At 68.2% G+C, this 4682-nt stretch carries 7 protein-coding genes; 5 read left to right on the forward strand and 2 right to left on the reverse strand.

Features of this window, described 5'->3' with window-relative positions; translation table 11 throughout:
* Together DSP71_RS00920 and DSP71_RS00925 are read left to right on the forward strand one after the other, a co-directional pair.
* Positions 1-605: alpha/beta hydrolase (locus tag DSP71_RS00920; protein ID WP_113680132.1), on the forward strand; the 605-nt coding region annotated here is incomplete at its 5' end.
* A 349-nt stretch (positions 606-954) separates the two neighbouring features.
* Positions 955-2355, forward strand: coding sequence for a serine/threonine-protein kinase (locus DSP71_RS00925; RefSeq protein ID WP_113680133.1), 1401 nt, complete (start codon positions 955-957; stop codon positions 2353-2355).
* Positions 2356-2369: 14 nt separating this feature from the next.
* Here DSP71_RS00925 and DSP71_RS00930 read toward each other — a convergent pair whose 3' ends face one another.
* Complete coding sequence (locus DSP71_RS00930; protein WP_113680134.1) at positions 2370-2804, reverse strand: hypothetical protein; 435 nt, start codon at positions 2802-2804, stop codon at positions 2370-2372.
* A gap of 216 nt (positions 2805-3020) precedes the next feature.
* Between DSP71_RS00930 and DSP71_RS00935 the strand changes: the two genes are divergently transcribed.
* Positions 3021-3359, forward strand: coding sequence for a hypothetical protein (locus DSP71_RS00935; RefSeq protein ID WP_058630723.1), 339 nt, complete (start codon positions 3021-3023; stop codon positions 3357-3359).
* A gap of 68 nt (positions 3360-3427) precedes the next feature.
* Here DSP71_RS00935 and DSP71_RS21790 read toward each other — a convergent pair whose 3' ends face one another.
* The gene (locus DSP71_RS21790) at positions 3428-3577 is read right to left on the reverse strand and encodes a hypothetical protein (protein WP_170224116.1); all 150 of its coding nucleotides are present in this window, start codon (positions 3575-3577) and stop codon (positions 3428-3430) included.
* Positions 3578-3680: 103 nt separating this feature from the next.
* On the opposite strand from DSP71_RS21790, the gene DSP71_RS00940 reads away from it, so the two are divergent.
* Both DSP71_RS00940 and DSP71_RS00945 read left to right on the forward strand, forming a co-directional pair.
* Positions 3681-4211 carry a hypothetical protein gene (locus DSP71_RS00940; protein WP_058630722.1) on the forward strand — a complete coding sequence of 177 codons (531 nt, stop codon included), beginning with the start codon at positions 3681-3683 and terminating at the stop codon, positions 4209-4211.
* Between the two features lie 65 nt (positions 4212-4276).
* On the forward strand, positions 4277-4573 hold the full coding sequence (locus DSP71_RS00945; RefSeq protein ID WP_058630721.1) for a hypothetical protein: 297 nt from the start codon (positions 4277-4279) through the stop codon (positions 4571-4573).
* Positions 4574-4682: the final 109 nt, after the last annotated feature.

The following is a 4682-nucleotide window of genomic DNA, read 5'->3' on the forward strand; positions in this document are numbered from 1 at the left end:
GCATCGGCATGCGGCGCATGTATCCGAGACTGGTCGCGCGTGCCCGCAGCGCCAGCGCGCAGGGCTTCGCCGCCGCGACCATCGAGTTGCCGGGGGCAGGCGAACGCGCTCCACTGCCCGGCGCCGAGCTCGCCCGGGCCGACCTCGTTCGAGCGATCACCGCGGGAGAGAAGCCTTCCGCGGATGTCGTGGACCGGCTGATCCTCCCTCTGGTCGACCGGGCTGTTCCCGAATGGCAGGCGACGCTCGACGAGGCCCTCGAGCTTCCGGAGATCGGCGACCGGGTCGCGTTCTCCGGAGGGGTGATCGCGATCGGCACCCGCCTCGCCGCGATAGATGCACGCATCGTGGCCGCCGGACTCTTCGCCGGCAGCTTCGTCCCACGCTCGACGATGGCAGAGGCCCGACGGGTGACGATCCCGCTGCACGTGCTGCTCCAGTGGGACGACGAGGGCAACGACCGCCAGATGGCACTCGACCTGTTCGATGCATTCGGCTCGACGGAGAAGACGTTGTACGCCAACATGGGCGGCCACACCGGAGTTCCGGCGTTCGCCGGGGAGGACGTCGCCCGCTTCTTCGACCGTCACCTCGGGGGTGCGTGAGGGCAGGAGGCCGAGTGATCTGACCGGGGCGCGGAGGCGAGGCGCTCGCCGAGGGGGAGGGATCCGGCGAACGCCCCGTCTGCACCCGATGCCTGCGAGCGCGGCCCCCCACGATCTCGCGCTACGACCGGAGCACGATCAGGATGCGCCTGATGGAGCCGGAATGCAATGCACTTCCGCGTTTAACGGCACAGTCTGGACAAAAGTCACTGCCGAGAACCGCACGACCGTGGCGCCGGATCCGTCCGGACGGTTCCCGCTCCTGTCAAGGCCCGATACGTCGAGGACGGATCATCCTAAAGTCATCGAATGCCGCCCTTGACCCGACGGGTGGCAGGAGGACTCGCCGATGACCGAAGACTCTGCGCCCACCGACTCTGTGCCCACGCAAGAGCTGCTGGGCGGGCGCTATCAGCTGCGGGAGTGCGTCGGACAGGGCGGAATGGCCCGCGTGTACCGCGCCGACGATGTCCTGCTCGGCCGGACAGTGGCGATCAAGCTGCTGAACGGGGGGAGCGAGGGCGTTCCGTCCGAACGCGCGCGCAGCGAGATGACGCTGCTGGCCTCGCTCAACCACCCCGCGATGGTCACGCTCTACGACGCCCAACTGGTGCCGGGCAAAGCCGAGTACCTGGTGATGGAGTTCGTCGACGGCCCGACCCTCTCCGCCCGCATCGCCCAGGGCCCCGTGCCGCCGACCGACGTGGCCATGATCGCCGCGGATCTCGCCGAAGCGCTGCATGTGGTGCACGGTGCCGGCGTGGTGCACCGCGATGTGAAGCCGTCGAACGTGCTACTCTCGCCCACCTCGCTTCCGGGGAGCCGTTCGGGCGCGAAGCTCGCCGACTTCGGTATCTCCGTGCTCGTCGATGATGCCCGGCTGACGTCGCCCGGTGTCGTGATCGGCACTGCTGCGTACCTCGCCCCCGAGCAACTCCGGGGCGCGCCTCCTGCTCCGGCGGCCGACATCTACTCCCTGGGACTCGTGCTGCTGGAGGCGCTCACCGGGAAGCGGGCGTTCGGCCAGGCGGAGGGGATCGGTGCGGCGATGGCGCGTCTCATCGAGGTCCCTGAGGTGCCGAGATCCGTGGGTCCGCAGTGGGCGGATCTGCTGACCCGGATGGTGGCGATCGCGCCCGAGGACCGGCCCAGTGCTGCTGCCGTGTTCGCCGCGGCGTCCATGCTCGCGTCTGCGCCGGCCATCCCGCCTCGCCCTCCCGTGCCGGTGATCGCCCCTCCGGTCCCGGCCATGAGCGCCGCTTCCGCTGCCAGCACCGCACCGACACTGCTCCTCTCCTCGAAGCCTTCGGACCGTGTGGTGCCCACGCGTCGCCCGACGCGACGGTGGGGAGTGATCGGCACCGCCGCTGCCGCGGTCGTCGCCGCCTCCGTGCTCGTGGGGGTGTGGGCGGCAGGTCAAGGGTTCGGAGACACCGGCGACCTGGAGACCGGCGATGTCGATTCCGTCGTCACCGAGCAGACGCCGGGAAGCTCGCCCTCGCCGGATCCGACACCGGATCAGGCTGACGCGCAGCAGGACACCTCCGGGACTGTCGTCCCCGTCGTCCCGGCTGAGAACACGCAGCCGACACACGTCGATCAGGTCGTCGATCAGACGAAGGACGAGCGCAAGGCGGCGGAGCAGGCGGCCAAGGACGAGCGCAAGGCGCAGGAGGAAGCCCAGAAGAACGCAGACAAGGAACAGGAGAAGGCGGACAAGGAGCAGGAGAAGCGGGACGCGAAGAAGTAGCGCCCCCGACCCGATCAGCCCGCGGCGGCGCGCTCGCCGTCGGAGTTCGGCGTCCAGCCGTACCAGCCGCCGTCCGTGACCATCACGCTCCAGCCGCCGCAGACGAAGACGGTCTTCGCCTTGTACGGATCGGGGGCGCCGTCGAGCGTCCAGGACGGTGCCGACTGCCGCTCGACCTCGGTGCAGGCATCGGCCAGGTCGGAAGCGCTGGTGAGGAGGATGACCGCGTCCTCGGCCTTCTCGACCGTCGAGGTGCGCACGGTGATCTGCGAGGAGTCTGCGGGAATCCAGTCCGCGTCGACCTCCGCCCCCTTCGCGAAAGCGGCCGCATCGTCGAAGGTGGAGGTGGACTGCTTGTGGACGATGCTGTCGAAGGCAGAGCATCCGCTGAGGGAGAGTGCGCCCACGACGATCAGGGCGGAGGCGGCGAGAAGCGGTCGTACGTTCATGCCCCCAGCCTCGCGGCTGTGACGCCCTCGCGGCATCCCTCGCGCGAGGTATCGGCGTACCTCGGACGGATGACTCGTGGGTCGTGTCGTGAGTCGTTCCGCGACGCTCGACGGTCCGGATGTCCCCCATGTGTGCGATGCTGGAGAGGACCACTCAGCGATCATCTCGGTCGCGCCTCTGGCACGGGTTCCCGTGGCGAAACAGAGGAGCGCCTCATGGGCAGGTTCATCTATGAAGGCGACGTCAAGACCGAGATCGAGGATCGTGCGCTGACGCACATCCAGCTCGTCATGACCGCGAAACTCCGTCGAGGCGAGCCGTTCGGTTTCAGCTGGAAGGAAGACGTCAGCATCGGCGGCGGACGCACGACCGTCTGGGTGCATGGCGGCAGCGCGCTCGTCTTCAAGTACAGCGGGAGTCGTCAGCCCTCGATCAATCGCGAGTGGATCGAAGCGCTTGCTTTCACCGCGAACTCGCCGAGCGGTCTGTATCTCGTGCCAGAGCCGGTGGACGCCGGGCCCCGCGAGCCGAACCGGGTGCTCGAGCGGGCCTGACCCAGAACGACGCATCCGCCCACGGTCGATTCGGCCGCGAACGGATGCGTTCGTCATCTGCCGGGCGTTCAGCCGCCGGACGGGTTCTCGAGCGGTTTCCCGTCTTCGTCGGTGGTCTCGTCCTCGAGCACCTCTTCGGTGTCCGGCGCGCCGCCCGATGCGGTGTCGGCCTCCTCATCGGAGCCGGGGGTGCCCTGGGTGTTCTTCGGATCGCTCATGCTTCTCTCCTCTCGTCGGGACTGGCGACGGTAGTCCTCGGAGTCGATCGACATCAGGGGGTTGACCGGCCACGGGTGCAGGGGTGCTGATAATCTGCGGGCCATGCAGCCACCCGAAGACGAGCATCCTCGATCGGGCGGAGAGTCGGCCGACGTCGTCACCGCCGCGATCAAGGAGCGGATCTACGCCACCTTCACCGGCCTCGCCATCGTGCTCGTCCAGAACTCGAACGTCGAGCACACCAGCGCCGCGCGGGCGAGCATCACCCTTCTCGTCGGCATCGTCGCGATCGCGGTGGCCGGGTTCGTGGCAGAGCTCCTTGCCCACCTGGCCGTGCACGCGACCTTCCCTGACCGGCGGGAGTTCGGGCGGATGCTCCGCCTCACGAGCACGGCGATCGCCTCGGCGGCCATCCCGCTCCTTGTCCTCCTCCTCGCGGTGGTGGACTGGATCGAGCTGGGCACCGCTCTCACGATCGCTTCGATCGTCTACGTCGCCATCCTCGGGTTGATCGGGTACATCGCCGTCCGTCGCACCCGAGCGCCTTGGTGGAAGCAGGTGATCGCGCTGGGGATCCTGGTCGCCCTCGGCGGGCTGGCCATCCTCATCCAGCAGCTCGCCCACGGACACTGAGGGCTCTGCTCTCGCGTCGGGCGCCGGAACCCGAGAAATGTCCTGCTCCGGAGTAATCTCAGAGGATGGGAACTCTCGAGTACAACAGCTCTCGTCCTCCGATCAAGGTCGACGACGCGACGTTGGCGCACCTGAAGATCGTGATCGGCACCAAGCTGCGTCGACACGAGAGTTTCATGATGACGTGGCTGCCCGAGGAGAAGAACCCCGCCGGTCGTCTCACCATCTGGATGCACCCCGCGATCCCGCTGATCCTCGCGTTCGACGGCTCGTCCATGCCCGAGATCGACACCAAGCGGATCGAGCGCATGATGGAGCACCTCAACGCGCGCGGTGAGCTCGTCCTCGATCAGCTCGGCTGAACACGTCCGCTCGTCCCGCTTCCCTATAGTGGGGTCATGCGACGTCGCTCCGCCCTGGCCCTCGGTCTGTCCGCCGTCCTTCTGTTGACGGGGTGCGCCTCCGCGGTGG

Origin of the sequence: Microbacterium sp. H6, from assembly GCF_003314775.1 — a bacterium.
GTDB classification, from domain to species: domain Bacteria; phylum Actinomycetota; class Actinomycetes; order Actinomycetales; family Microbacteriaceae; genus Microbacterium; species Microbacterium oxydans.

What these genes read in the sequence shown, in the direction of transcription:
- DSP71_RS00940 (WP_058630722.1), top strand. Translation starts at nt 3,681, where the DNA reads ATGCAGCCACCCGAAGACGAGCATCCTCGATCGGGCGGAGAGTCGGCC.
- DSP71_RS00925 (WP_113680133.1), top strand. Translation starts at nt 955, where the DNA reads ATGACCGAAGACTCTGCGCCCACCGACTCTGTGCCCACGCAAGAGCTG.
- DSP71_RS00930 (WP_113680134.1), bottom strand. Translation starts at nt 2,804, where the DNA reads ATGAACGTACGACCGCTTCTCGCCGCCTCCGCCCTGATCGTCGTGGGC.
- DSP71_RS21790 (WP_170224116.1), bottom strand. Translation starts at nt 3,577, where the DNA reads ATGAGCGATCCGAAGAACACCCAGGGCACCCCCGGCTCCGATGAGGAG.
- DSP71_RS00935 (WP_058630723.1), top strand. Translation starts at nt 3,021, where the DNA reads ATGGGCAGGTTCATCTATGAAGGCGACGTCAAGACCGAGATCGAGGAT.
- DSP71_RS00945 (WP_058630721.1), top strand. Translation starts at nt 4,277, where the DNA reads ATGGGAACTCTCGAGTACAACAGCTCTCGTCCTCCGATCAAGGTCGAC.